The organism is Curtobacterium sp. MCBA15_009 (assembly GCF_001864895.1).
Lineage (GTDB): Bacteria > Actinomycetota > Actinomycetes > Actinomycetales > Microbacteriaceae > Curtobacterium.
Genome location: NZ_MJGO01000023.1, coordinates 1 through 24,341, shown reverse-complemented (window position 1 = coordinate 24,341; position 24,341 = coordinate 1). Strand labels below are relative to the sequence as shown.

The window sequence follows — 24,341 nt, the reverse complement described above, 5'->3', positions numbered from 1 at the left end:
ATGTACGACGTCCTCATCGTCGGTGGCGGCCCCGTGGGCGTCTTCGTCGCCTGCGAGCTGCAACTCGCGGGTGCGAACCCGCTGGTCCTCGAACGTCTCCCCGCGATCAACCAGTGGGACAAGGCACACGGCCTCACCGGCCAGGTCGTCCGTCTGCTGGACCAGCGCGGCCTGTTCGAGCGGTGCGCAGGGGTGGCCGAGCCGTCCCCGGCTCCGGCCTTCTTCTTCGGCGCGCTCCCCGTGCCGCTGCACGTGCTCGGCGAGCGCAACCCGATGTACCTGCTGCACATCAACCAGCGCGACCTGGAGCGCGTCCTGAACGAGCGCGCCGCCGAGCTGGGCGTGGAGATCCGTCGCGGCGTCGAGCTGCGGTCCTTCCTGCAGCACGACGACCGCGTCGACGTCACCGTCGTCGACACCACGACCGCGGCCGAGAGCACGCTGTCGGCTCGGTACCTGATCGGGAGCGACGGGGCGCGGAGCACCGTCCGCAAGCAGTCCGGCATCGGTTTCCCGGGGAACACCGACCGCCACGTCGTGGACCGCACGGCGCTCATCGCCCCGACCGACGCGCTGGTCGCAGCCGGCCCCGGGAAGGTGCGCGTCGCCGGACTTGGCGAGATCGCGGCAGCGTTCCACCGGACCGAGACAGGAGTCGCGACGATCGCCCTCCACGACCCCGAGCACCCGCTGGTGTACACCGCGGAGTGGGAGGACGAACCCGAGGGCAGCTTCCCCGGTGACGGGGCAGCGATGACCCTGGCCGAGATGGAGGACAGTCTCGAACGCGTCCTCGGTGTCCGTGTCGCCCTCGCGCCTCCCGCGCAGGGACACGCCGCCCTGTTGCGTCGGCTCTCCGGCAGGAACACCCGCGTCGCCGACCGCTACCGGGACCGTCGCGTGTTCCTGCTCGGCGACGCTGCCCACGTCCACTCCGCGGCAGGCGGCCCCGGGCTGAACCTCGCACTGCAGGACGCCGCGAACCTGGCGTGGAAACTCGCCGCCGACCTCGCGGGCACGGCGCCGGCAGGGTTGCTCGACACCTACGAGGCAGAACGCCGGCCGCTCGGACAGCGGGTCTTCATGCAGACGCAGGCGCAGACGGCGCTCATGGCGCCCGGGTCGGACGTCACGGCGCTCCGCGACCTCTTCGCCGAGCTGCTCACCGACACGGGCACGGTGCAGCGCATCGCGGACCTGCTCGCAGGCGCCGACGTCCGCTACGAGACGGGTGCCACCGATCCCGACGGCCCCACCGGCTGGTTCGCGCCGTCCGCGCAGCTCACCCTCGCCGACGGCACCCGTCGCCGGGTCCCCGAGATGCTCCACGCCGCACGTCCCGTCCTGCTCGACGACGACGGCAGCCTGCGCGACGCTGCTGCGCCCTGGTCGGACCGGGTCGACCACGTCGAACTGGCACCGGGGAGCGGACTGGCACCGGGGAGCGGACTGGCACCGGGGAGCGGACTGCCGTCGATGCTGATCCGACCCGACGGCTTCGTCGCGTGGTCGCGGACCGACCCCACCGACGTCGGGACGGCACTCCGGACCTGGTTCGGGGAACCGCGCGGCGCTGCTGTCAGCGCCGCCGCGACGAGTGGGGCGTAGCCCGTGGACGCCGCCGTCGTCGGCGCCGCGATCATCTCGATCAGCGGCGCGGTCCTCTCGACAGCCGCGATCTGGGGCATCGTCGCCGCGCTGCTGGACCTCCGCGGAACGACACCCGGAGCAGCTGCCGCACGTGTGCACGCCGTCACGGGGTCCGTGATCGTGATCGCCGGCCTCGTGACCCACGTGCTCGGCTTCTTCCCGGAGGCGTTCGTGCTCATCTACGCCGGCGGTGCATCCGCAGTCGTCGCCGCAGCCTCGGCAGCGTGGTCCGGTGCGCATCGCCGCCTCCGCAGCACGGTGCCCACCGTGCTCGTCGTCGTCGGTCTCGTCGCGCTCACGGTCGGACTCCTCGTCTGACCGAGGGACGTGGTTCCGCCCTGCTGTGGACACCGGTGCTCCCGGGGTGCGGCGCAGTAGTGTGCCGGTAGGGGGAACCATGACCATCGCATCCGGACGTCCGCGCCGCTCGAAGGCACTACCGCTCGGCATCACCGCACTCGTGTTGCTCGTCCTGCCGTTGCTCGCGCTGCCGCTCCTGTTCGCCGTCGCGGACCCGTACCTGGCGGTGCCGGTCCTCGGGCTGCTCGGTGTCGCCACCGCGGCGCTCGGCGTCGCCGCGGTCGTCGTCGGCATCCGCGGGCGGCTGGCCGCCGTTCCGTTCCGCTCCGCCGTGACGGGAACGGGCTTGGGGGCCGTCGCCGCCGTCTTCGGCGGCGCACGCGTGCTCGGGACGCTCGGCTTCGTCGCCGACCTGGCCTCGGGGTCGGGGTCGGCATGACCGACGGGCCGACCATCGCGGCGATGAACAGTGACCGGACCACCTTCCGGCGCATCGCACGGATCGGGTTCGTGCTCGCACCGGCGATGTTCCTCCTGCCGGTGATCCACCCGCTGGTGACCCAGGACGTGCACCCTGTGCTGATCATCTGCATGACGGCCGCGTGGGCGGTGCTCGTGTCCGCGTGCTCCTTCGCCGCGATGGCGCGCACCAGGCCCGGCGGTCACCCGTGGGTGCACCAGGCGTGGGCTGCTCCCGTCGCGCTGGTCGTCATGGTGCCGGGCGGCCTCGTCGCCGTGGTCGTCCAGGGCCTGGTCATCTCAGCGCTCTAGCAGGCTCCCGGTCGATTCCTCGTTCGGGGACTCCTGCGCTCGGCGCGCAGACCCCGGGTCACCCGAGCAACGCCGATCCGAGCCGAGGCGAGCGGGCTACCGCCGCGAGCGCAGGAGCAGCACGATCCCCGTCACGATCTCCCCGATGCCGAACACGACGGCGATCTGCGGGATCAACGTGTCCTGTGATCGCGGGGAGAGGAAGAACAGCGAGGCGAACACCACGACGAAGAGGCACCCACCACCGAGCAGAATGAGCCCTCGGCGTCTGGACGGTTGCACGCGCTCAAGAGTAGTCGCCGAGGCAGCAGTCGTCCGCGACCTGCTGGCACGCGAGGGTGGCGTCCTCTACCGTCGACAACGGAACGGGGAGGGACCATGCACGATCACGGCACGGCGGGAAGCGGCAGCGGTCCGGACGAGCGGGACCAGCGACAGCCCTCCCGCGGAGTCCCGGCGTGAGCCGCCTCGCCGACTGGTGGCGTCGGGTGAACGCCACACCGCAGCCGAGCCCCTCCGACCCCGGCCGTGCGGCCGTCGCCTACCCGGAGCTGAGCCGCACCGACCGCGCCGCCTTCCTCCGCTGCGAGGGGTACCTGCTGTGGGAGATCGTCGACTCGCGTTCCTCCGGGCGGCAGATCGCCGGTCGCGGCGACGCCCCGGCGACGAACGGGTGGGTCGTCGTGCCCGGTCGCGTCCACTCCGGGCTCATCGAGGACACGAAGGGGAAGGGGCCGGGCCCCGCGGTCATGGTCGCCGTGGTGCAGTGGCTCGTCGACGCGGGAGCACTCCGGCCGCTGACGGCGAGCGTGCGCGCGGCCATCGCCGAGTCCACCGTCGCGGAGCGACTCCGTGACCTGCCCGAGTACCACCGCACCGAGGCCGACGCCCGCAGGGCGTGGGACGACGACCTGTGGGAGGTCGACCCACAGCGGATGCTCGTCGTCTACCCGCACCTGGCAGCGGCGAACGCCGACTGGCGGCGAGCGGCAGGGCGCTGACGGACGCGTCGCGCGTGCGATACGACGCGGTGTCGGACAGGAGGCACGGTGCCGGGCCGCCACGGGCCTCCCGTCCGCCTGCTGGTCGCGCAGGTGAGCCGACGCTCCGCACGTCCCCGGTGCTGGGGGTGCCGGCACCGGGGTGCCGGCCCGTAGCGTCGACGGGCAGGGGAAGGACCGACACGGGATGACACGACGCGCCGGCTCCGTTCCGGACGCGCTCGAACGCATCCGGACGGTCGCGCGCCACGACCTCGCGGAACGGCGGGCAGTCGACCGGGACGACGTGGCAGGCGTGCTCGAGACGCGACTCGGGGCACTCCGGCGGGCTCCGCGGAGCCTCGTCCTGCAACTCGGCGTCGAGGTGCAGCGCCCCCGGCCCTGGTGGTCACGCTTCGGGCTCGGGCTCGACCAGTACCTCGACCGGACGCCGTTCGAGCCGGTCCGGTCCCTCGCCGGTCGGACCGGCGCGGGCGCCGCGGTCGACGACCTCGTCTTCGGCACCGTCTACACGGCGGGCGCGTGCGGTCCACGGGACGCAGCGCCCTCGCTGCGCGACGTGCGGTCGGCGTTCGGCGTCACCACCGCGTTCGCCACCGCGCCCGGCACGCTGTTCCGCTGGCGGAGCCGCGTGCGGATCGTGCAGGTCACGGCGGCGCTCGAGCCCCTGCGCATCGCGCACGTCGTCGCGGAGCAGATCGCCGCGGAGTCTGCGGGGGAGTCCGGCTACTCCGCCGCCGACGGGTGGCACAGTCGGCACGCGCAGTCGCTGTTCCTCACTCGGTCGCTCGGTCGCTCGGTCGCTGGATGGTCGCTCCGCGGAGCGTGCCGGCACTCGCGGCGGGGCTGGTCCAGCGCATCCCGTGGCTCGACGACGTCGACCGCACCGAGGAACGGCTGCGGACGACCCTGGCGGTCGACGTCGCCCGCCCGGGCGTCAGCCGCTGAGCCGACCGTCCGCCACCGTCAGGACCCCTGCAGGCTCGCCTGCACGGCCGCGATGTGCGCCCCGAGTGCGCCGGGCGATCGGCGGTCGCGGCGATGATGCCGTCGATCGTGCGTCGACTGCGCGTCGCCCCCGCAACTCTCCTTCTTCATCGTCCGATCGTCGACTGCTGCGACCTGTTCTGGGGTGATCGCGGAGACGGAAGGCCATGCATCGACTTCGATAGTTTCGTATCGGAAGAAGCGAGGGGGACTGCACATGGCGGAGACCGAGTACCAACGCAATCAGCGGCTGATCCGAGAATCAGTGGAACGCACCGAGATCCAGGCCGAAGCAGCGGCCGTCGGGGCATCGAGCGCTGCCGCCTGGGCGGCGGAGACCAACCATCTGCAGGCGCAGCAGCTTGCTGTCTCCCGGGCCGCGCTCAGTTCGCAGGAACGCCATCAGTGGGCGATGTGGACCCAGACCAAGAACGGTCGGGCCTACATCGATTGGGAGAAGCGCGCGAATGCCATCATCGCTCGAGCTCGAGCGCGCCGGTTGCAGGTAGCAGAAGCATTCTCCGCGGACGTTGCAGAGCACATCAGCGAAGCGGATCGTGCTTCTCACGCATCCGGTGACTGGCTGCTGAAGTCCGACAAGGAGCGTGTCGCCCGCCGATGGGGAACGGCAGGAGGCTGGCTGCTGGTGCTCGTTGCGCTGTTCATCGTCGTGAACTTCATCCTTTCCTTGTTCCATGCCAGCGCGCCGTACCAGTGGCGCACGGTGCTGGTTGCGCTGGGGGTCGCGATCGCGCTCGTCATCGTCTCCGCGGCGAAGTCCGACTCCGACTGGACCGCACGGAACGAGTCGACAAGGAAAGCGGCTGCCTCTCGACGGTTCGAGGTGTTCGGCTTCGACCCGTTGGACGAGCCGGAACGAACACCAGCAGATTGGTTCGAGTCGGCTTCTGACCACTCGGAGTACTGGACGTCCTTCGCGAACCGAGCCGAAGAGTCGTACCCGACCCGGGACGAGCTCCCCAGGCTGTCGGAGCCGCGACCGCGCGCCGTCATGCCCGGTGATTCGCCTCGTGTGAAAGCGCTGCTCGCCGAGTGGGGAGCAACTCGGCCGACCGCGATGCACGACCATTCGTGACGCACGGTCGACCGTCGGACCGCCGCGCGCTCGGTGCTCGTCGGTCCCTGATCGAGAAAGCGGATCGGCGCGAGGGTCGTCGCTACGCTGAGCCGATGACCCCGGACCCCTCCGACACCACGGCCGTCCGCGTGCAGGCCGCCCTCGATCGCCTGGTCGGGCTCGTCCCCGGCGACCCGCTGCTGCGGGCACCGGCGACCGAGCGGGACCTCGCCGTCGCCGAGGCCCACCTCGGGCACCGCCTGCCCGAGGACGTCCGCGCGCTGTACCTGTTGCACGACGGGCAGCACCCGTACTCGGCGCAGGACCCGCGGTTCGCCGCCGGACTCGTCGTCGGGCAACCGTTCCTGCCGCTGACCGACGTGCTCGCGCAGTGGGACCAGTGGGACGGGTTCGAGGCGCAGGAGGACATGGACGAGTTCGCGTCCTCGACGCCGCAGGGCTTCGTGCAGCCGAAGTACGCCGTGCGCGGGTGGATCCCGCTCACCCACGACGGCGGCGGCAACCACGTCGGCGTGGACCTCGACCCGGCTGCTGCCGGCACGGTCGGTCAGGTCATCACGTTCGGCCGCGACGACGACGAGCACCAGGTCATCGCCCCGTCGCTGCTGTCGTACCTCGAGCAGGCGGCCGACCTGGTCGCGGCGGGCACGATCGTGCCCTCCGACGAGCAGGACGAACCGGGTTGGGCGATCACCGGCACGCTCTCGACGGTCTTCGACGCGACCGCGGAGCGCACCGGCTGACGACGGCAGGGGAGGCGGCGCGGCTCGCGACGTCCCCGTGCGTCGGCCGGGAGGCCTGGCGCCGGGCCGCCACGGGCCTCCCGTCCGCCACCTGGTCACGCGAGCGAGGAGACGACGTGGAGTTCCGGAAGACCCGAGGCCGCAGGGCCGTGCTCGGGCTGTTCCTGGTGGGGCCGCCCGCCCTGTACGAGGTCCGCGAGGGTGACACGACGACCACGGTGGTGTCCGATCAGCTCGCCGCTGCGCTCGGCGCCTCCGGGCGGGACTACCAAGAGGCACACATGCTCGCCGCCCACCTGTTCGACGCGGGTGACCCGTCCTGGGTCCAGTGGCCGTACGGAGGAGTCGTCCGCGACTGAGTGCACCGTCGGCCCGGCGGTGCCGCCGCCGACGACGAACGCGCGTGCCATCGAGTGAGCAGAAGAGGTCGGGTCGTCCGCCCGGACCCGACGTCTTCTGCTCACGAAGTGCGCCACGAACGCGCCGCCCCAGCCCACACGCCCCGCCGGACGCACACGCCCCTCTTCGTGAGCAGAAGATGTCGGGTGGCCCGCCCGGACCCGACATCGTCTGCTCACGAAGTGCCCGACGAACCCGCCGGCCGGGCCCGCCGGCACCCCCGACGCGCCCGACTGTTGCGCCGTGTGACGGCGGGTCGGGAATACCGAGTCGCACTCTGCGATTGTCGATCCCCGTGACGTCCGATCCCAGCACCACCGCGCCCAGCTCCACCGCGCCCAGCTCCACCGCCTCGAACAGCACCGACGCCCCCGCATCGTGGGACGCCTGGCGCGAGGCCCGCGGGCAGCGCGTGACCGGCCCGCAGGGCGACCTCGCCCTCGTCCGGACCGAGTGGCTGCCGGGCGGCGCCGAGCCGGACCTGCAGGCGGTGCTCGACGGGCAGCCCGACACGGTCGTCGCGACGGCCGTGCACCGCCGCGACCTCGACACCGGTAACCCGGAGCACGGGTACCGCCTCTGGGACGCGCAGTCCCCGGCGATCCGCTCCTACGTCGACACCCCGGTGTTCCCGTACGACCCGTCGTGGCGGATCACCGCGCACTTCGCGCCGGCCGAGCCCGGTCGGACGATCCCGTACGAGCACCTGCGCGACGCCGCCGGCGCCACCCGCGACCTCGTCGTGCCCGGAGACATCACGGCGACGATCGACGGGCAGGAGTACACCCTCAGCGCCTTCGACGACGACGGCACGCTGCTGCTCGTCTTCGGCGACCCGACCAACCGCAGCCACGACGACGCCGACCGCACCTACGGCACCGGCCGGTTCCTGTTCGTCGAGCGCCCGGAGGGGTCGTCGACGGGCCAGGAGTCGGACGTCGTCCTCGACTTCAACCACGCCTTCGTCCCGCCGTGCGGCTACAGCGACCAGTACAACTGCCCGCTGCCCCCGGCACAGAACCGCCTGCAGGTCCCCGTGCACGCCGGCGAGCGGTACGTCGCGCACCGCGACTGACCCGGCCGCCGACCCCACCACCCAGCACACCCGCAGCACCACCACCAGGAGCCCCGTGAAGACCCGCATCCTCGCGCTCGCCGCCACCGGCGTCGCCCTCAGCCTCGCCCTCGCCGGCTGCTCGTCCCCGAACGGCGGCTCGTCGCGCGGTGCCGACGCCACCGTCGCGATCGGTTCGCTCTACGAGCCGACCAACCTGTCGAACGTCGACGGCGGCGGCCAGGGCGTCAACGAGGCCTTCCAGGACAACGTCTACGAGGGGCTGTTCCGCCTCGGTGACGACGGCAAGGTCACCCCGCTGCTCGCGAAGTCGTACGACACGTCGTCCGACGGCCTCACGTACACGTTCACGCTCCGCTCGGGCGTCACGTTCCACAGTGGCGCGGAGCTCACCAGCGCCGACGTCAAGCGCTCGATCGAGCGGGTCACCGCCGAGGACTCGCAGTCCTCGCGCAAGTCGAGCCTGGCCGTGGTGCGGTCGATCGAGACGCCGGACGACGACACCGTGGTGGTGCACCTGTCCGAGCGGTCGATCTCGTTCGTCTACAACCTGTCCTACGTCTGGATCGTCCCCGCCGACGAGACCAAGCTGAAGACCGAGGAGGACGGCACCGGGCCGTACACCCTCGGCACCTGGAAGCGCGGCTCCTCGCTCACCCTCGAGCCCTACGACGGGTACTGGGGGAAGAAGCCGGAGAACGGCGGCGTCGAGTTCGACTACTTCACCAGCGCCTCCACGCTGTCGAACGCGCTGGCGAGCGGCCGGGTCGACGTCATCACGAGCATCCAGTCGCCGGACGCGCTGTCCCGGTTCACCGCCGATGAATCCAAGTACACCGTCAGCGAGGGCGACTCGACCACGAAGGAACTCCTGGCGTTCAACGACGCGAAGGGGCCCTTCGCCGACGTCACGCTCCGCCGCGCGATCTCCGCAGCGATCGACCGGAAGGCCCTGCTCAAGGCGATCTGGGGCGACTACGGCACGGTGAACGGCTCGATGGTGCCGCCGACCGACCCCTGGTACGAGGACCTGACGAGCGTCAACGCCTACGACCCCGCGAAGGCGAAGGAGCTGCTCGCCGACGCCGGCCACGCCGACGGCTTCACGTTCACCCTCGACACCCCGTCGTACGACCCGCACCCGGCCGTCGCCCAGTACCTGCAGAGCGCGCTGCGGAAGGTCGGCGTGACGATGGAGATCAACACGATCAGCGCCGACGAGTGGTACACGAAGGTGTACCAGCAGCACGACTTCGAGGCGACGCTGCAGGAGCACGTCAACGACCGCGACGTCGTGTTCTACGGCAACCCGGACTTCTACTTCGGGTACGACAACGAGAAGGTGCAGCGCGACATCGCGGCCGCCGAGCAGGCGACCTCCGAGGACCGGCAGACCGAGCTGCTCGCCCAGGCGAACGAGCAGATCGTGCAGGACGCCGCGAGCGCGTGGCTGTACCTGTACCCGCAGATCGTCGTGTCGGACAAGGACGTCACGGGATACTGGAAGAACGGGCTGAACTCGCAGTTCCCCGTCTCCGGCATCACCGTCTCCTGACCCGCGCGGACCGCCGCACCCCGCACCCCCCAGCAAGGACCCGCACCACCGCATGACCGCCTACGTCCTCCGCCGCCTCGGCATCCTCGTGCTCTCGCTCGTGGTCGCCCTGGTCGTGGTGTTCGCGCTGCTGCGGATCCTGCCGGGGGACCCGGCGAACGCGCTGCTCGCGGCGAACGCCACCCCCGACCAGATCGAGGCGGCGCGGCGCCAGGTCGGCTCGGACCTGCCGTTGACGCAGCAGTTCGTGCAGTGGGTCGGCCAGGTGCTGCACCTCGACCTCGGCACGTCGTTCACGAGCGGCCTGCCGGTCCTGCCCGACCTGGCACAGCGCCTCGTCGTGACCGTCCCGCTGACGCTCATCGCGTTCGTGGTGGCCGTCGTCGCCGCGTGCCTGGTCGGGTTCGTCGCCGCGGCCCGCGCCGACCGGTGGTACGGCGTGCTGCTGTCCGGGGTGACCCAGCTCGGCATCGCCGTGCCGGTGTTCTGGATCGGCATCCTGCTCGTGCAGGTCGTGTCGCTGCGCTGGGGCCTGCTGCCGTCGAGCGGCTTCCCCCGCGACGACTGGACCTACCCGGGTGACGCGCTCGAGGCGCTCGCACTGCCGATCGTGACCGTCGCCGTCGTGATGACCGCGTCGATCGCCCGGTACGTGCGGAGCGCCGTGCTCGACGTGCTCGGGGCCGACCACATCCGGACGGCCAGGGCGCTCGGCGCCTCCACCGCCTCGGCGTTCCTGCGGCACGGCGTCCGGTCGGCGGTGGTGCCGGTCATCGCGGTGCTCGGCATCGAGCTCGCCTCGACGTTCCTCGGCGCCGTCGTCGTCGAGAGCGTCTTCGCGCTGCCCGGACTCGGCAGCATGCTCATCACCGGCATCGAACAGCACGACTACCCGAGCATCCAGGGCGTCCTGCTCGTCTCGACGGTCGCCGTGCTCGTCATCGGCTTCGTCGCCGACGTGGTGCAGCGCCTCGTCGACCCGCGCCTGCGCGCGACCGTCTCGGGGAACCGATGAGCGCCCGCCGGTCGGTGTCCCTGACGGTCGGGACCGTGCTCGTCGGCGTCGTGCTCGTCGCCGCGCTCGTCTCGCTCGTCTGGACGCCGTACTCGCTGTACGACACGACGGGCGGTCGGCTCACCCCACCAGGGGCGGCGCACTGGCTCGGAACCGACACCCTCGGCCGCGACCTCGCGACCCAGCTGCTCGTCGGCGCGCGCATCGCGCTCGCGACGGGGGTCGGCGCCGTCCTCGTCGGCGGGGTCCTCGGCACCGCCGTCGGGCTCGTCGCGGCCTTCGCCCGCCCCTGGCTCGACGACACGCTCTCGGCCGTGCTCGACATCGTCATCGCGTTCCCGACGCTGCTCGTCGCGATGCTGCTCGTCGCCGCCCGCGGCGCCTCGCTCGGCACAGCGATCGTCGCGATCGGACTGGTGATGGCGGCGGTCGTCGCCCGGCTCGTCCGCATCCTGGTGCGCCGGGTGCTGCGGCAGGACTTCGTCACCGCATCGCGCACCTCCGGCACCTCGTGGCCGCGGATCGTCGTCGAGCACGTGCTGCCGAACGTCTGGCCGACCCTCGCGGTCAACCTGGCGCTGCAGTTCGGGCTCGCGGTGCTCGCCGAGGCGAGCCTGTCCTACCTCGGGCTCGGCGCCCCGCCGCCGAACGCGTCGTGGGGCCGCATGCTGCAGGACGCCCAGCAGACCGCCTTCGAGGCGCCCGCCGGTGTCCTCGCCCCCGGCCTCGCGCTCGTCGCCCTCGTCATCGGGGCGAACCTGCTCGCCGACGGCCTGCGCGACGTCGCGGACCCGACCCGTCGCCGGCGGCGGGCGGCGCGCCCGGCCGACCCGCGCCTCCAGACCGATACAGCGGCCAGCGCGACCACCGCGACCGGCGAGACGGACGGGAGGCCCGTGTGAACCCCGCCATCGAGGTCACCGACCTGCGCATCACCACCACCGACGGCGCGACGCTGGTCGACGACGTCACCTTCGCCGTCGACGACGGCGCCCGCCTCGGCATCGTCGGCGAGTCCGGCAGCGGCAAGTCCCTCACCGCCCTCGCGGTGATGGGCCTGCTGCCGCCCGGACTCCGTGCCGAGGGATCGGTGCGCGTCGGCGGCGTCGAGGTGCTCGGGGCCCCGGAACGGACGCTCCGCGGCATCCGCGGCGCGGCCGTCGCCCCGGTGTTCCAGGAGCCGATGACGGCACTCGACCCGCTCATGCGTGCCGGTGACCAGATCGCCGAGCCGCTGCGGCGCCACCGCGGCCTGCGCGGTGCCGCGCTCCGCCAGGCCGTGCGCGACGCGATCGACGACGTCGCCCTGCCGGACCCGGAGCGGGTCGCCGCCGCGTTCCCGTGGGAGCTCTCCGGCGGGCAGCGGCAGCGCGTGGCGGTCGCGATGGCCCTGGCGTGCCGTCCGCGGGTGCTCATCGCCGACGAGCCGACGACCGCGCTCGACGTGACCGTGCAGGCCCAGGTCCTCGACCTGCTCGACCGCGCCGTCGCCGACCGCGGCATGGGACTGCTCTTCATCAGCCACGACCTGGCCGTCGTCGCCCGCACCGTCGACCGCGTCCTCGTGCTCGAGCACGGCCGCGCGGTGGAACAGGGCGACGTGCGCCGGGTCATCGCCTCGCCCGCCGAGCCGTACACCCGCCGACTCGTCGCGAGTGCACGCGCCCTGCAGGACGCCCTCGACGCCGGACGGGGGAACCCTTCGTGACCGTGCCCACCACCACCACGCCGCCGCTGCTCGCCGTCGACCACGCGTCGTTCGCCTACCCGGGGCGGAACGCCGCGCTCGCGCTCGACGACGTCTCCTTCGCCGTCCGCGCCGGACAGCACGTCGGCATCGTGGGGGAGTCCGGTGCCGGCAAGACCACCGTGCTGCGGATGCTGCTCGGCCTGCAGGCACCGGACTCCGGCACCGTCACGTTCGACGGCGCACCCCTGGACCTGCGGGACCGTTCCGCGGTGCGGCGGTTCCGCGCGGCGGTGCAGCCGGTGTTCCAGGACCCGTACTCGTCGCTCGACCCGCGCCAGCGCGTGGACCGCATCGTGGGGGAGCCGCTCCGCTCCCTCGGCGTCGCGACCGGGTCCGAGGCATCCGACCGCGTCGAGGCCGCGCTCCGCGACGTCGGGCTCGACGGCGACGCCGGTCGCCGGTACCCGCACGAGTTCTCCGGCGGGCAGCGCCAGCGCATCGCCATCGCCCGCGCCGTCGTCGCGGGGCCACGGGTGCTCGTCGCCGACGAGCCGGTGAGCGCGCTCGACCTGACGACCCGGGTCGCCGTGCTCGAGCTCTTCGAACGTCTGGCGGCCGAGCACGGGATGACCATCGTGCTCGTGTCGCACGACCTCGCCGTGGTCGCCCGGCTGTGCGCCGAGACGGTCGTGCTCCGGCGCGGCCGCGTCGTCGAGCAGGGCGCGACCTCGCGCGTGCTCGGCGCGCCGGAGTCCGCCTACACGAGCGCGCTGCTCGATGCGGTGCCGCGGCTGCCGCGCTGATCGACCACCGGCCCAGGGCGGCCGGACGCAACCGACGGGCCGGTCCTGGGGAACCCTAGGTGATCGTCGTTGCTGCGCGCATACTCAGCAGACCGAGACTGCGCGCTCGTCGTCGACGACCCCTCGCCTCTCCGACAGGCAGGCATCACCGATGACCAGACGCCCACGCACCCTGGTGCTCCTCGCGACGACGATCGGACTGGCCGCCCTCGGCGTCGCCGGTACCGGCGCGACCTCCGCCTCGGCGGCGACCGTCATCGACGGGCCCGTCGGCCTGGGCACCGCAGCGCCCTACAGCGTGCTCGGTGCGAGCACGGTGACGAACACCGGCCCGACCGTCGTCACCGGCGACGTCGGGGTCTCGCCCGGCACCGCGATCACCGGCTTCGACGGAGCGCCCGGCGGCACCGTCAGCGGAACGATCCACCGCGGGGACGCCGTCGCCGACCGCGCGCAGGACGCCACGACGACGGCCTACGACACCGCGGCGTCGCTCACCCCGACCACGACGGGCCTCACCGAGCTGAACGGCCGGTCGCTGGCACCCGGCGTGTACCGCGGGGACTTCCTCCAGCTCGCCGGCGGCGGCGCGCTCACCCTGGCCGGCGACGCCGACTCGGTCTGGGTGTTCCAGGCCGGTTCGACCCTGACGATCGGCGACGCGAGCCGCATCACCATCACCGGCGGCGCGTCATCGTGCAACGTCTTCTGGCAGGTCGGCAGTTCGGCGACCATCGGGTCGGCGGCGCAGTTCCAGGGCACCGTCCTCGCCCGGCAGTCGATCACCGCGACGACCGGCGCCACCGTCGCCGGGCGGCTGCTGGCCCGCGCCGGTGCCGTGACCCTCGACACGAACACCATCACCGCCCCGACCGGCTGCCCCGCCGACGGCACGACCACGGAGACCACCGCTCCGGAGATCACGTCCGGCACGCCCTCGTCCGGCACCGTCGGGACGGAGTACTCGTTCCCCGTCACCGCGACCGGCAGCCCCGCGCCGACCTACACCGCGACCGGCCTGCCGGACGGCCTGACGATCGACAGCACCACGGGCGTCGTGTCGGGCACCCCGACCACCGCCGGCACCACGACGGTGACGGTGACCGCGGACAACGGCACGGCACCGGCCGACACCGCGACCTACGTGATCACGATCCGACCGGCCGCGACCGCGAGCGCCGTGCCGAGCGCCGCCCCGAGCGCGACGTCGTCCACCACTCCGGGAGCGACCACTCCGGCCGGCGGCCCGTCGGCGACCACGGTGCCCGTCGTGGGCGGTGGGACCGGTGAGCTCGCCTACACCGGTTCCGGGAGCGTGCTGCCGGGCAGCCTCGCCGCCGCGGCCCTCGTGCTCACCGGTGCGGTGGTGCTGACGGCCCGCACCCGTCGTCGCCGCGGCCAGACCCGCTGACGCAGGGGAGACCTGGGCAGGCGACCAGCGGCGCCCGACGGAGGTCGGGCGCCGCTGGTCCGTGACCTCGGCGTCGCTGGTCAGTGCTCCGGCACGCCCAGCGCACCGCGGGGTTGGCAGCGCGGACACCACCAGGTGCGCCGCGGGGCGGAGCCGACGACCTCGACCGCATCGCGACCCACGACGGCCGTGCCGCAGCGCAGGCACGGTCGACCCGCGCGGCCGACGACCCAGTGCCGCTCGCCGCGCCGGAGCGAACCCGTCGTGACCTGGTAGGCGTCCGGGACGGTCGCGGAGCGGACGAGCATCCGTCGCGCGGACGCGAGCAGGGCAGGCACGTCGACCGTGCCGATCGGTCGGTCGGGGTGCAGCCCGCGCACGAAGCCGAGCTCGTTCACCCAGAGGTTGCCGAGCCCCGCGACGTTCCGCTGGTCGAGCAGGGCCGCCCGGACCGTCGCGTCGGGGTCGGCGAGCAGCCGGCGTACGGCCTCGGCGGCGTCGAAGTCGTCGTGGAGCAGGTCGGGTCCGAGGTGTCCGACGACGCTGTGCTCGTCCACGGTGTCCACGAGGTCGACCACCGGCAGGTCGACGCCCCAGACGGTGCGGCCGTCCTCGAGGCCGAGTCGCACCCGTGCCCGACGGACGACCTCGACCGGGGGCCGTCGACCCGGCCGCGTCGTCGTCCACGAGCCCTGCATCCGCATGTGGGTGTGCAGGGTGGTGCCGTCGTCGAAGCGGGTGAGCAGGTGCTTGCCGTGCGTGGCGTGCTCCAGGACCCGACGGCCGGCGAGCGAGCGGCCCGCGGCGCCGCCACCACGGAGCTCCCCGCGCACGACCAGGGCGCCGTCGACGGCACGCAGGCGCGCGGCCAACCGGAACACGGAGTCACCCTCGGGCACGGCAGCACGCTACGACGGACGACCGACACCGAGCGGCGGCCGCGCGGCCGGGGTGTCCGGTCAGACCGGGCGGTAGATGGCGATCGGCGGCGTGCCGTCCTCGCCGGCGTCGTGCCCCTGCCCGGTGGCCAACCACGTACGGCCCTCGTGCTCGATGGTCGTCGGCAGGTCGCCGTGCACCAGGATGCGCACCGCGGGTTCGTCGCCGTCGAGGAGGTCGACGCCGTGCGCCTCGGTGCCGCCGGGGTTGTCGTGGACGTAGCTCATGGGACGATCGAACTCCGCGACGCCTGTGGAACGCCGGGAGCAGCGGGGACACGCCCGGTTTCCGCCCGGATCCCACGACCGGTACCCCGACCGGGTAGAGTGTCCACGTACGCGGATGTGGCGCAGTGGTAGCGCATCACCTTGCCAAGGTGAGGGTCGCGAGTTCGAATCTCGTCATCCGCTCGGAACAGCACGAAGGCCCCGGTCACCAGACCGGGGCCTTCGTCGTTCCGTCGCCGCGCCAGCGGGCACCACGCCCGCCGGGGCTCGGTCAGCCGGCGCCGCCGAACCGCTCGGCACGCACGTCGGCGGTGTCGTGGCCGAGCTCGTCGAGCCACTGCAGCACCTGCTCGACGAAGGGCGTCGAGCCGCACACGTACACCAGCGCCCCGGTCTCGGGCGGGAACACGGCCTCGGCGAGGCGGTCACGCGTGAGCCGGCCGGCCGGTGCCACCGCACCGTCCGGTGCGCGTCGGGAGTGCACGACCGTGACGTCGAGCGGTGCCGTCGGCACCGCGGCGGCGCGCTCGAGCTCGTCGCGGAAGAACAGGTCCTCCGGGGTGCGCACCGACACGAGCAGCCGGAAGGGCGTGAAGTCGGCCGCGTCGGCGTGCGCCGTGGCGATCGCGGCGAGCGGCACGATGCCCGAGCCGCCGGCGATGAGCTGCACGGGGCGCGTCGACTCGCCGGGACGCCACACGAACCAGCCACCGAGCGGGCCCTGCACCTCGACGGCGTCGCCGACCTCGGCCGCGTCGACCAGGAAGGGGGAGACCTCGCCGTCCTCGACACGGTCGACCGCGAGCACGACCGTCCCGGCTCCGCCGGAGGACGCGAGCGAGTAGGAGCGTGACGCCTGGTAGCCGTCCTCGGCCGTCAGCCGCACGTCCACGTGCTGTCCGGGCGCGCTGCCCGGCCAGCCGGGGACGTCGAGGACGATCCGGCGGGCGTTCGGGGTCTCGGGCGCGACCGCGGCGATGGTCGCCGGGTACCAGGCCGGGCGGCGACGCGACGCGGGTGCGAGCGTGGGGGTGGGGTCCGTCACCAGTAGCGCTCTTCCTTCCACGGGTCGCCGTGCATGTTGTAGCCGTTCTGCTCCCAGAAGCCGGGCTCGTCCTCGCCGTGCATGACGATGCCGCGCACCCACTTCGCGCTCTTCCAGAAGTACAGGTGCGGCACGAGCAGCCGGGCGGGCCCGCCGTGCTCCGGGGTGAGCGGTGCACCGTCGGCCTCGAAGGCGATCCAGGACCGCCCGCCGAGCAGCTCGTCGAGGGGCACGTTCGTGGTGTAGCCACCGAAGCTGTGCACCATGCAGTGGCCCAGCGCGGTGTCGACCTGCGCGAACAGCTTGTCGAGCGGGACGCCGCGCCACGGCATGTCGAGCTTCGTCCAGTGCGTGACGCAGTGCACGTCGACGGTGACGTCCTCGACGCCGAGCGCCCGGACTTCGTCCCAGGACCACTCGTGCAGGCCGGACTCGGTCCGGATCGAGAAGCTCCACGTCTCCGGGGTGACCGTCGGCGTCGCTCCGGCCGACATCACCGGCCAGTCGGCGACGAGTGTCTGCCCGGGCGGCAGCCGGGTGTCGTCGCGGTCACGGCGGCGTCCGCCGAAGCCCCTGGTGAACGTGGCCATCGTGCTCCTGTCGTCCGCGGTCGCGTCTCGTCTGCGGCGGAGCCGGTCGCTCCATCCCAGTCGATCATGCTCCACGCGGGCGCCTCGGGTGCGCACGACGCGGTCTCCGGACCGATGCGCGCCCGGAGCGCCGCCCGCCGCCCTTGTGGGCAGGTGAGGCTTGCCTTACCGTGGCAGCATGGCCCGGACCCGGCGACAGCCCACCGATCGCGTGCTCGTCGCCGGTGGCGCCGAGGACCTGCCGGAGATCCGTCGCCGCCTCGAGGACCTGCCCGAGAACGCCTACGGCCAGGTCTTCGTCGAGGTCGCCCTCGACGAACAGATCTGCATCCTGCCCGCGCCGCCCCGGCTGACCGTCAGCTGGCTGGTGCGGTCCACCCGCGGCTCGCTCCTGCCGTCACTCGTCCTCGCCGACCACGGCGAGCTCCTGGCCGGGGCACTGGCCGGCTGGGCCGCCGAGTGGTGCGTCCCCGGCTGCGAACCGCGCACCGCCGTGTGGGTCGGGCTGGCCGACAGCCCGTGGGTCGAACGGGCCCGGTCGGTGCTCCAGATCGAGCTCGCCGACGCCGGCCAGCAGGTCGAGGTCGAGTACGGCGGGTGAGGTGAGCCTGCCCTTCCGAAGGCCAGCCTGGGCTTCGGAAGGGGAGCCTGCGCTTGCTTGTGCTGCGTCCGGACAGGGCGCATGGTGGTCCCCATGAGCACGCACAGCAGCAGCACCAGCACGGACGTCCGCACGTCGACCGCCGCGTCGTCGACCCCGTCGCCGTTCTCGACGACCCCGGAGCTCGCGGCCGGCGTGGCCCAGTTCCTCGCCCCGGTCGTCATCGACCTCGAGGCGATCGTGGTGAACGGCAAGCAGGCGCACTGGCACGTGCGCGGCCGCAACTTCGTCGGGGTGCACGAACTCCTCGACCAGGTCGTCGAGCACGCGCAGGAGTACGCCGACACCGCCGCCGAGCGGATCGTCGCGCTCGGCCTGCCGGTCGACGCGCGCCTGACCACCGTCGCCGCGCGCACCACCGTGCCGCCGCTGTCCGAGGGGTTCCAGCACTCGGACGTCACCATCACCGAGGTCATCGCCGAGATCGACGCGGCCCTGCTGCAGGTCCGCCGGGCCGTCGAGGGTCTTGACGAGGTCGACCTCAACAGCCAGGACGTCGCGATCGAGATCGAGCGCGGGCTGACGAAGGACCGTTGGTTCCTGCAGGCGCACCTCGCCGCCTGAGCCCGCCCGCTCCGGGCGGGGCCGCTCACGGGCCGCACGTGGTGGGTGCTACCGTGCGGCGTCCGCCCACTCGTCGAAGACCACGTCCGGCGCGTCGACCCGGCGGTCGACCACGGTGGTCGGGGCCTCCAGGTGCACGGCACCCGAGGGCAGGATGCCGACCCCGCCGAACCGCTCCATGACGCGCCACTGGGCCACGACGTCCTCGCCGGCGTGGTCCGGCGGCAACACGTCCCAGAACCGGAACCCGCCGACGTCGTCGAGGGCCTGCCGGTCGTAGAGCACGCAGGCACCGACCCAGGCGACGCGGTACGGCACCCAACCGCCCGGCGGCACGTCGAGGTCCGCGGCGAGGTGCGTCGGGTTCGCGGCGTTGTGCAGCGACCACCGGTCGAAGCCCGGTGTGCCGCGGCGCACCACCTCGGGGACGACCGGGCCCTCCCAGCGTTCGAACACCGCCGTCTCCTGCGGCCGACGGTCGTGCAGGTAGGACAGGCCCTGCACGGCGCTCCCGACGAAGCCACAGTCCAGCGTGCGCAGGGCGTCGAGCATCCGCCCGACGGAGCCCGGCTCGAGCCAGACGTCGTCGTCGAGGAACAGCACCGCCGGTGCGGTGGCGTGGTCGAGCAGGAACTGCCGGTGCTCTGCCAGGCCGCGGCGTTCCGGGTGGGTGAGGAGCGTGACGGGCCGTCCCTGGGCCTCCAGGACGCGCAGCATGGCGGCGACCGCCGGCGCGGTGACGGCCTCGCCACCCGCCGACTGGTCGCTCACCACGACGCGGAACGCGACGTCCGTCTGGGCCGCGAGGCCGGCGAGCGTCGTGGCGAGCTCGGCCGGCCGGTCGACGGTCGGCACGAGCACGTCGACGTCCACCCTGGTGGTGTCCGCTGGATCGGGCTCCGTCGCCCACGACCCGGACCAGCGGGCGGTCACGGTGCCGGGTCCGGTTCGGGTCGGGCCGCGGCCTCGCGGATGCGGCGCACCACGGCGGTCGTGGAGTGCTCGGCGACGTAGTCGACCATCACGACCTCGCCGCCGTACCCGCGCACGACCTCGGTCTCGCTGAGCATCTCCGGCGAGTAGTCGCCGCCCTTGACGTAGACGTCCGGACGCAGGCGCTCGATGAGGGGGATCGGCGTGTCCGTCGGGAACACCGTCACCAGGTCGACGCACGCGAGCGCGGCGAGCACGCCGGCGCGGTCCTCGGCCGTGTTGATCGGCCGCTCCGGACCCTTCAGACGGCGCACCGAGTCGTCATCGTTGAGCGCGACGACGAGCAGGTCGCCGAGGTCACGGGCCTGCCGCAGGTACGTGGTGTGCCCGCGGTGCACGACGTCGAAGCAGCCGTTCGTGAAGACGACCCGGCGGCCGGCGGCTCGGGCGGCCTCGACGGCGATGGCGAGCTCGTCGTGGTCGACGACCGTGGCGGCGGGTGCCGTGACGGACTCGAGCAGGGCTGCGGCGCTGCACACCGAGGTGCCGGCCTCGCGCACGACGACGTCGGCGGCGGCCTGCGCGACCGCGACCGCGTCGCGGACCGGTGCGTGGACGGCCAGGGCCACCGTCGCGGTGGCGCAGAACGTGTCGCCGGCGCCGGACGCCTGCTGCTCGGAGGCGGGGACGGCCCGGGTGCGGAAGCCGCGGTCGCTGCCCGGCTCGAGCAGCACGGTGCCGTCCCGGTCCAGCGTCACGACGGCGTTGCGGGCGCCGGTCCGGGCGAACACGTCGTCGCGGGCGTCGAGGACGGCGGCGACCCGGTCGGTGCCGGTGCCGAGGTCGCGGCCGAGGAGCGACGCGGCCTCGCCGGCGTTCGGCGTCACCAGGTCGGGGTGCAGCCCCGCCCAGCGGGTGAGGTCGTGGGCGTCCACGACGACGGCGTCCGGCCGGTCGCGGTCGAGCACGGGGACGATGTCCTCGGCGCGGACGCCGAGGCCGTAGTCGCAGACCACCGCGGCGTCCGCCGAACGCACGGCTCGGGCGACGGCGTCGGCGAGCTGCGCCTGGTGGTCGTCGGTGGGGGTGCGGGCGAGGTCGTCGACGCGGACGACGACGCGGTCGCCGCCGACCACGCGCGACTTGGTCGTGGTGCGGGCACCGGGGATGACGACGAGGAACGCCGTGTCGACACCGGCGGTCTCGAGCCGCTCGCGCAGCACGTCGCCGGCCTCGTCGTCGCCGACGAGCCCGACCATGCGGACGCGGGCGCCGAGCGCGCGGGCGTTGACGGCGGTGTTCGCCGCGCCGCCCGGCACCGCGATGGTCTCGGTGACCCGCACGACGGGGGCAGGGGCCTCGCGCGAGACGCGCTCCGCTTCGCCGACGGTCCACCGGTCGAGGATGCAGTCGCCGATCACGACGACGAGCGGCTCGCGGTCGTCGACGGTCGCCACGAAGTCGCGGACGAGCCGCACGTCGGTGCTCACGCGGCACCGCCGGCGGTGCGCGGCTGGGCCGGTTCCAGGTGCACGACGGTCATCGTGGTCATCTCGTCGAGCAGGTGCGGGCCGTAGCCGAACCCGGCGCCCGAGGCCCCGCGCGGCTGCGCGCTGCCTCCGGGGGCCCCGCCGAAGACGGCGTTCACCTTGACGGTGCCGACGGGCAGCTCCGCCGCCGCGCGGAGGGCGTGCCCGGTGTCGTTGGTGAGCACGGTCGCCGCCAGGCCGTAGCGGTCGGTCGCGGCGAGGCGCAGGCCCTCGTCGAAGTCGTCGACGACACGGACGGGGGCGATCGGACCGAAGGTCTCCTCGGTCATCACGAGCATGTCGTCGGTGCAGTCGGTCAGCACGGTGGCCGGGTAGAAGGTGCCGGGGCCGCCGGGCGTGACACCGCCGGTCAGGACGGTCGCGCCCTGCTGCCGGGCGTCGTCGACGTGTGACTGCACGGTCTGCCGGAGCCGGTCGTCGACGAGCGGCCCGTAGGTCACGGCCGGAGCAGCGGTGCGACGGTCGGCCTCGGCGACGAGCGCCGCCACGAACGGCTCGGCGACGTCACGGTGCACGTACACGCGCTCGACGCTCGTGCAGATCTGGCCGGTGTTCGCGAAGGCACCGAGCGCGACCTGAGCCGCGGCCCAGGCCGGGTCGACGTCGGCGTCGACGACGACCGCGTCGTTGCCGCCGTTCTCGCGCACGACGTGGGCGCGGGTGCGCAGTGCGACCTCGCTGAGCCGGTCGCCGGTCGCGGTGGAACCGACGTGCGCGTACACGTCGATGCCGTCCTGCTCGAGGAGCAGCTCACCGGTCGCACCGTCGCCATCGACACCGACGAGCACGCCGTCGGGCAGAACCTCGGCGAGCAGGGCGTTCAGCCGGGCGATGGTCGCGGGGGAGCGCTCGCTGCCCTTGTGCACGACGGTGTTGCCGGTGACGATCGCTGCACCGAGGATGCCGCACGCCACGGCCACCGGGTCGTTCCACGGGGTGAGCGCGAGGACGACGCCGCGGGGGTGCGGGACCGCCCAGTCGGCGGCACCGAAGCCGCCGCGGAGCGCCTCGCCGCGGTGCACCGGCCCGAGCTCGGCGTACTGCACGAGCGTGCCGACGCCGGCCTCGACGCCGCCGAGCGCGTCCCCGGGGACCTTGCCGGTCTCGCGGGTGTTCAGGTCGGCAAGCTCCTGCGCGTGCGCGCGGACGTGCTCGGCCGCCGCACGCAGCAGGGCACCGCGTTCCGCCGGTGCGGTGCGGGCCCACGCGGGTGCAGCCGCCCGGGCGCGGGCGACCGCGTTCCGGACGTCCTCGTCGGACGAGCGGGGGTGGTTCGAGGCGACGGAGCCGTCGACCGGGTCGATCACCACGAGCTCGGCTGCGGCGGCGGGGGGTGCGATCGTCATGGGGTCCTTCCGGGGACGGGCGGGCCTCTCACGGTGCCCGGAAGTCGCTGGGTGTGGTCTCGGCATCGCGCTTCTCGACCATCCGGGCACCGGACTGGGCGTTCGACCGGGTCCCGACCGGTAGACGGGAAGCGTGCAACAGATCGGTGTGGGCGGAAAACGGTTCGAGGGTGTCGAGGAGATCGCGGTGCTCCGCGGCGGAGGACTGGGGGACCTCATGTTCGCCGTCCCGGCGCTCGAGGCCCTGGCCGCGGCGTACCCGGCCGCCCGGATCACCCTGCTGAGCACCCCGGTCGCGCCCGCCGTGCTCGAGGGCCGGACCGACGCCGTGCACGCCTTCGAGGAGCTCCCGGTCTCGCCCGGCGTCCGGGACGCCGGCGACGACGCCCCGTCCCTCGAGGACTTCACCGCGCGGCTGCACGGACGCTTCGACCTGGCCGTGCAGCTCCACGGCGGCGGGCGGAACTCGAACCCGTTCCTGCTGCGGCTCGGCGCCCGGCACACCGTCGGCACCGCCACCGAGGACGCCGAGGTCCTGGAGCGCTGGGTCCGCTACGTCTACTACCAGCACGAGGTGGTGCGGGGGCTCGAGGTCGCCTCGCTCGCCGGCGCCGAGCCGGTCACCCTCGACCCGCGCGTGCACGTCACCGAGGCCGAACGCGCCGCCGTGCGCACCCGGCTCGGCGTCGCCGGCCGGCTGGTCGCCGTCCACCCCGGCGCGACCGACCCGCGCCGCCGCTGGAGCCCGGACCACTTCGCCGCGGTCGTGCGCGCCCGCCTCGAGGCCGGCGACGACGTCGTGCTCGTGGGCGACGCCAGCGACGTCCCGGCCGCCGAGGCCATCCGCCGCGCCGTCGGCGAGGACCGCGTCCACGACCTGACCGGGTCGTTGCCCCTGCGCGAGCTGCCCGCCGTCCTCGCCGCCGCCGACGTCATGGTCGGCGACGACTCCGGCCCGCGCCACCTCGCCGTCGCGGTCGGGACACCCACCGTCGGCGTCTTCTGGTTCGGCAACGTCGTGAACGCCGGCCCGATCGACCGAGGCCGCCACCGCGTGCACATGTCCTACGTCACGCGCTGCCCGGTCTGCGGCATCGACGTCACCCAGGTCGGCTGGACCGCGGAGCGCTGCGAGCACGACCCGTCCTACGTCGACGAGGTCCGACCCGAGGCCGTCATCGAGGACGTCGCTGACCTGTTGCGCACGCTCTGAGGGCGGGGGCGGGGGCTTGCCCGCGAAAGCGACAGATTGCTGCGAACGTTCCGCGCGGATCTGTCGCTTCGGTGGGGCGGTCTCGCGCGGGCAGTCGGGAACTGTCGCTTCGGCGGGGTGGTCGCGAAAGCGACAGTTGCACGCGAATGTTCCACGCAGGTCTGTCGCTGTGCCGGGGTGGTCCCGTGCGGCGCGACGAGATCTGTCGCTTCCCCGGGGTGGTCGCGTCCGCCTGCCGGGCGGGAGGCACGGCGCCCGTCCGGCACCGTCCCTCCCGCCCGGCGGTCGCCAAAGCGACAGTTCCACGTGAACGTTCCACGTAAGTTTGTCGCTTTGCCGGGGTGGTCCCGTGCGGCGGGGCGGATCTGTCGCTTCCCCGGGGTGGTGGGGCCCGCCTGCCGGGCAGGAGGCGCGGCGCCCGTCCGGCACCGTGCCTCCCGCCTGGCGGTCAGGGAAGCGACAGTTCCAAGCGAACGTTCCACGCAGGCCTGTCGCTTTGCCGGGGCGGTCGTGCGCGGTGGGGCGGGATCTGTCGCTTCCCCGGGGTGGTCGCGTCCGCCTGCCGGGCGGGAGGCGCGGCGCCCGTCCGGCACCGTGCCTCCCGCCCGGCGGTCGCCAAAGCGACAGATCCCTGCGAACGTTCCGCGCGGATCTGTCGCGTTGGCGGGGTGGTCGCGCGCGGCGGCACGGGATCCGTCGCTCCGGCGGCATTGACGGCGCGGCCGGCCACGGTCGGCCGCCCGAACACGAGTGCGAACGCGACAGGACCCCGCG

At 73.4% G+C, this 24,341-nt stretch carries 27 protein-coding genes and 1 tRNA gene; 20 read left to right on the top strand and 8 right to left on the bottom strand.

The genetic code is table 11. From position 1 onward, the window contains the following. The 4 genes from BIU97_RS05805 (at nucleotide 1) to BIU97_RS05790 (ending at nucleotide 2,721) form a co-directional block, all read left to right on the top strand. Nucleotides 1–1,608: an FAD-dependent monooxygenase gene (locus tag BIU97_RS05805; protein ID WP_071297232.1), complete on the top strand. Its 1,608-nt coding sequence runs from the start codon at nucleotides 1–3 to the stop codon at nucleotides 1,606–1,608. Between the two features lie 3 nt (nucleotides 1,609–1,611). Continuing rightward, a complete protein-coding gene (locus BIU97_RS05800) occupies nucleotides 1,612–1,968 on the top strand; it encodes a hypothetical protein (RefSeq protein WP_071255228.1) in 357 nt (118 codons plus the stop codon). 79 nt (nucleotides 1,969–2,047) lie between these two features. Next, nucleotides 2,048–2,389, top strand: a complete 342-nt coding sequence (locus BIU97_RS05795; protein WP_071255232.1) for a hypothetical protein — start codon at nucleotides 2,048–2,050, stop codon at nucleotides 2,387–2,389. Nucleotides 2,390–2,412: 23 nt separating this feature from the next. Continuing rightward, the gene (locus tag BIU97_RS05790) at nucleotides 2,413–2,721 is read left to right on the top strand and encodes a hypothetical protein (protein ID WP_139195923.1); all 309 of its coding nucleotides are present in this window, start codon (nucleotides 2,413–2,415) and stop codon (nucleotides 2,719–2,721) included. Nucleotides 2,722–2,817: 96 nt separating this feature from the next. Here BIU97_RS05790 and BIU97_RS17545 read toward each other — a convergent pair whose 3' ends face one another. Next, nucleotides 2,818–3,003: a hypothetical protein gene (locus BIU97_RS17545; protein WP_139195922.1), complete on the bottom strand. Its 186-nt coding sequence runs from the start codon at nucleotides 3,001–3,003 to the stop codon at nucleotides 2,818–2,820. Nucleotides 3,004–3,179: 176 nt separating this feature from the next. On the opposite strand from BIU97_RS17545, the gene BIU97_RS05785 reads away from it, so the two are divergent. The 12 genes from BIU97_RS05785 (at nucleotide 3,180) to BIU97_RS05730 (ending at nucleotide 14,499) form a co-directional block, all read left to right on the top strand. Beyond that, nucleotides 3,180–3,722 (top strand): hypothetical protein, encoded by a 543-nt coding sequence (locus tag BIU97_RS05785; protein ID WP_071255235.1) that lies wholly within the window; start codon nucleotides 3,180–3,182, stop codon nucleotides 3,720–3,722. Nucleotides 3,723–3,909: 187 nt separating this feature from the next. Beyond that, nucleotides 3,910–4,767: a hypothetical protein gene (locus tag BIU97_RS05780; RefSeq protein WP_071297231.1), complete on the top strand. Its 858-nt coding sequence runs from the start codon at nucleotides 3,910–3,912 to the stop codon at nucleotides 4,765–4,767. 159 nt (nucleotides 4,768–4,926) lie between these two features. Continuing rightward, nucleotides 4,927–5,805 carry a hypothetical protein gene (locus BIU97_RS05775; protein WP_071255239.1) on the top strand — a complete coding sequence of 293 codons (879 nt, stop codon included), beginning with the start codon at nucleotides 4,927–4,929 and terminating at the stop codon, nucleotides 5,803–5,805. 95 nt (nucleotides 5,806–5,900) lie between these two features. After that, nucleotides 5,901–6,551 (top strand): SMI1/KNR4 family protein, encoded by a 651-nt coding sequence (locus BIU97_RS05770; RefSeq protein ID WP_139195921.1) that lies wholly within the window; start codon nucleotides 5,901–5,903, stop codon nucleotides 6,549–6,551. Between the two features lie 116 nt (nucleotides 6,552–6,667). After that, the gene (locus tag BIU97_RS05765; RefSeq protein WP_071290530.1) at nucleotides 6,668–6,910 is read left to right on the top strand and encodes a hypothetical protein; all 243 of its coding nucleotides are present in this window, start codon (nucleotides 6,668–6,670) and stop codon (nucleotides 6,908–6,910) included. A gap of 335 nt (nucleotides 6,911–7,245) precedes the next feature. Continuing rightward, complete coding sequence (locus BIU97_RS05760; RefSeq protein WP_071297230.1) at nucleotides 7,246–8,025, top strand: DUF1684 domain-containing protein; 780 nt, start codon at nucleotides 7,246–7,248, stop codon at nucleotides 8,023–8,025. Nucleotides 8,026–8,080: 55 nt separating this feature from the next. Beyond that, a complete protein-coding gene (locus BIU97_RS05755) occupies nucleotides 8,081–9,580 on the top strand; it encodes an ABC transporter substrate-binding protein (RefSeq protein ID WP_254782922.1) in 1,500 nt (499 codons plus the stop codon). A gap of 52 nt (nucleotides 9,581–9,632) precedes the next feature. After that, complete coding sequence (locus BIU97_RS05750) at nucleotides 9,633–10,595, top strand: ABC transporter permease (protein WP_071297229.1); 963 nt, start codon at nucleotides 9,633–9,635, stop codon at nucleotides 10,593–10,595. Beyond that, nucleotides 10,592–11,497, top strand: coding sequence for an ABC transporter permease (locus BIU97_RS05745; RefSeq protein WP_083420829.1), 906 nt, complete (start codon nucleotides 10,592–10,594; stop codon nucleotides 11,495–11,497). Before BIU97_RS05750 ends, BIU97_RS05745 begins: the two co-directional genes overlap by 4 nt. Next, nucleotides 11,494–12,303 (top strand): ATP-binding cassette domain-containing protein, encoded by an 810-nt coding sequence (locus BIU97_RS05740; protein ID WP_217640099.1) that lies wholly within the window; start codon nucleotides 11,494–11,496, stop codon nucleotides 12,301–12,303. The genes BIU97_RS05745 and BIU97_RS05740 overlap by 4 nt, the downstream gene beginning before the upstream one ends. Before the next feature lie 2 nt (nucleotides 12,304–12,305). Further along, nucleotides 12,306–13,088, top strand: a complete 783-nt coding sequence (locus tag BIU97_RS05735; protein ID WP_071297384.1) for an ABC transporter ATP-binding protein — start codon at nucleotides 12,306–12,308, stop codon at nucleotides 13,086–13,088. Nucleotides 13,089–13,239: 151 nt separating this feature from the next. Further along, a complete protein-coding gene (locus BIU97_RS05730) occupies nucleotides 13,240–14,499 on the top strand; it encodes an ice-binding family protein (protein WP_175472418.1) in 1,260 nt (419 codons plus the stop codon). A gap of 80 nt (nucleotides 14,500–14,579) precedes the next feature. On the opposite strand, the gene BIU97_RS05725 is transcribed toward BIU97_RS05730, so the two are convergent. Next, a complete protein-coding gene (locus tag BIU97_RS05725) occupies nucleotides 14,580–15,398 on the bottom strand; it encodes a DNA-formamidopyrimidine glycosylase family protein (RefSeq protein WP_071297228.1) in 819 nt (272 codons plus the stop codon). 60 nt (nucleotides 15,399–15,458) lie between these two features. Continuing rightward, nucleotides 15,459–15,665: a hypothetical protein gene (locus tag BIU97_RS18000; RefSeq protein WP_071255255.1), complete on the bottom strand. Its 207-nt coding sequence runs from the start codon at nucleotides 15,663–15,665 to the stop codon at nucleotides 15,459–15,461. 111 nt (nucleotides 15,666–15,776) lie between these two features. Between BIU97_RS18000 and BIU97_RS05715 the strand changes: the two genes are divergently transcribed. Then, nucleotides 15,777–15,848: transfer RNA gene (locus BIU97_RS05715), tRNA-Gly, on the top strand. Between the two features lie 88 nt (nucleotides 15,849–15,936). Here the strand turns inward: BIU97_RS05715 and BIU97_RS05710 are convergent. Beyond that, nucleotides 15,937–16,710 carry an FAD-binding oxidoreductase gene (locus BIU97_RS05710; protein ID WP_071297227.1) on the bottom strand — a complete coding sequence of 258 codons (774 nt, stop codon included), beginning with the start codon at nucleotides 16,708–16,710 and terminating at the stop codon, nucleotides 15,937–15,939. Beyond that, nucleotides 16,707–17,300: a molybdopterin-dependent oxidoreductase gene (locus BIU97_RS05705; protein WP_071297226.1), complete on the bottom strand. Its 594-nt coding sequence runs from the start codon at nucleotides 17,298–17,300 to the stop codon at nucleotides 16,707–16,709. Before BIU97_RS05705 ends, BIU97_RS05710 begins: the two co-directional genes overlap by 4 nt. 178 nt (nucleotides 17,301–17,478) lie before the next feature. Between BIU97_RS05705 and BIU97_RS05700 the strand changes: the two genes are divergently transcribed. After that, nucleotides 17,479–17,901 carry an SIP domain-containing protein gene (locus tag BIU97_RS05700; protein ID WP_083420827.1) on the top strand — a complete coding sequence of 141 codons (423 nt, stop codon included), beginning with the start codon at nucleotides 17,479–17,481 and terminating at the stop codon, nucleotides 17,899–17,901. 93 nt (nucleotides 17,902–17,994) lie between these two features. After that, complete coding sequence (locus BIU97_RS05695) at nucleotides 17,995–18,525, top strand: Dps family protein (protein WP_071255263.1); 531 nt, start codon at nucleotides 17,995–17,997, stop codon at nucleotides 18,523–18,525. Between the two features lie 48 nt (nucleotides 18,526–18,573). Here the strand turns inward: BIU97_RS05695 and BIU97_RS05690 are convergent, their stop codons facing one another. The 3 genes from BIU97_RS05690 to BIU97_RS05680 are packed head-to-tail and all read right to left on the bottom strand — an operon-like array spanning nucleotide 18,574 to nucleotide 22,354. Further along, a complete protein-coding gene (locus BIU97_RS05690) occupies nucleotides 18,574–19,458 on the bottom strand; it encodes a glycosyltransferase family 2 protein (RefSeq protein WP_083404611.1) in 885 nt (294 codons plus the stop codon). Beyond that, nucleotides 19,455–20,948 carry a D-glycero-beta-D-manno-heptose 1-phosphate adenylyltransferase gene (gene rfaE2, locus BIU97_RS05685; protein ID WP_071255269.1) on the bottom strand — a complete coding sequence of 498 codons (1,494 nt, stop codon included), beginning with the start codon at nucleotides 20,946–20,948 and terminating at the stop codon, nucleotides 19,455–19,457. Before rfaE2 ends, BIU97_RS05690 begins: the two co-directional genes overlap by 4 nt. Continuing rightward, nucleotides 20,945–22,354, bottom strand: coding sequence for an aldehyde dehydrogenase family protein (locus tag BIU97_RS05680; RefSeq protein ID WP_071255270.1), 1,410 nt, complete (start codon nucleotides 22,352–22,354; stop codon nucleotides 20,945–20,947). The genes rfaE2 and BIU97_RS05680 overlap by 4 nt, the downstream gene beginning before the upstream one ends. A gap of 133 nt (nucleotides 22,355–22,487) precedes the next feature. On the opposite strand from BIU97_RS05680, the gene BIU97_RS05675 reads away from it, so the two are divergent. After that, nucleotides 22,488–23,567 carry a glycosyltransferase family 9 protein gene (locus BIU97_RS05675; RefSeq protein WP_071255271.1) on the top strand — a complete coding sequence of 360 codons (1,080 nt, stop codon included), beginning with the start codon at nucleotides 22,488–22,490 and terminating at the stop codon, nucleotides 23,565–23,567. Nucleotides 23,568–24,341: the final 774 nt, after the last annotated feature.